Annotated in this window: 1 protein-coding gene; it reads left to right on the plus strand. The window is 47.3% G+C overall.

The features are described from left to right. A partial coding sequence (locus tag AC1DUA_RS39135; protein ID WP_477504804.1) for an extracellular solute-binding protein occupies positions 1-950 on the plus strand: 950 nt, incomplete at both ends.

The following is a 950-nucleotide window of genomic DNA, read 5'->3' on the forward strand; positions in this document are numbered from 1 at the left end:
AGGCGGACCAGAGAAGGCGATTAATGACAAAGTTATCATTAAGTTGAACGATCTCGTCGACAAATTCGCACCTAACCTGAAGAAGTACTTGAGCGAAAATCCGCAGGTGACTAAACAAGTGAAGACAGATAGTGGGACGATGTATGTGATTCCTTCACTTGGTATCGGGAAGGTCAATACGTTCTCTGGACCGCTGATTCGGAAGGATTGGCTGGATGAGCTGGGACTGGCTGTTCCGGAAACATTGGACGAGTGGACGAAGGTGCTTCGCGAATTTAAAAGCAAAAAGGGCGTAGCCGCTCCTTATACGACTTATATTGATAAAGCGGATGCGAATAAAACGAATGACTTTATTGCAGGAGCTTTCGGCGTAGGCCGTGACTTCTACCAGGATAACGGCAAAGTGAAATACGGGCCGATGGAACCTGCTTATAAGGAGTATTTGCAATTCCTCCGCAGTTGGTACAAAGAGGGGCTAATCGATCCGGATTTTGGCGCCAACGATAAGAAAACGATTGATGCTAAGATGACATCCGGCAAATCCGGCGCTGTTTTTGGTTTTGCGGGCAGCTCCATCGGTGTGTACTTGAAAGGTGGAGCTGAGAAGGCGCCGAAATATGATTTGGCAGCCACGCAGTACCCTGTTTTGAAAAAAGGAGATGAGCCGAATTTTGTTAATAAGCAGGTAGCCTATCGACCGGATGGCAGCGTAGCGATCTCTGCTCTGAACAAGCATCCAGAAGAAACGGTCAAATGGCTCGACTATATGTTCAGCGAAGAAGGGCATATGCTCGAGAGCTTCGGCGTTGAGGGACAAACTTACAAATTAGATAACGGCTATCCGAAATATACAGAGCTCATTACGAAAAATCCTGATAAGCTGGCCATCTCCCTGGCACTAACGAAATTTACGCGTGCAAACTATCCGTCACCGGGGTTTGTCAACGATG

This window comes from Paenibacillus sp. 01T422 (assembly GCF_056398785.1).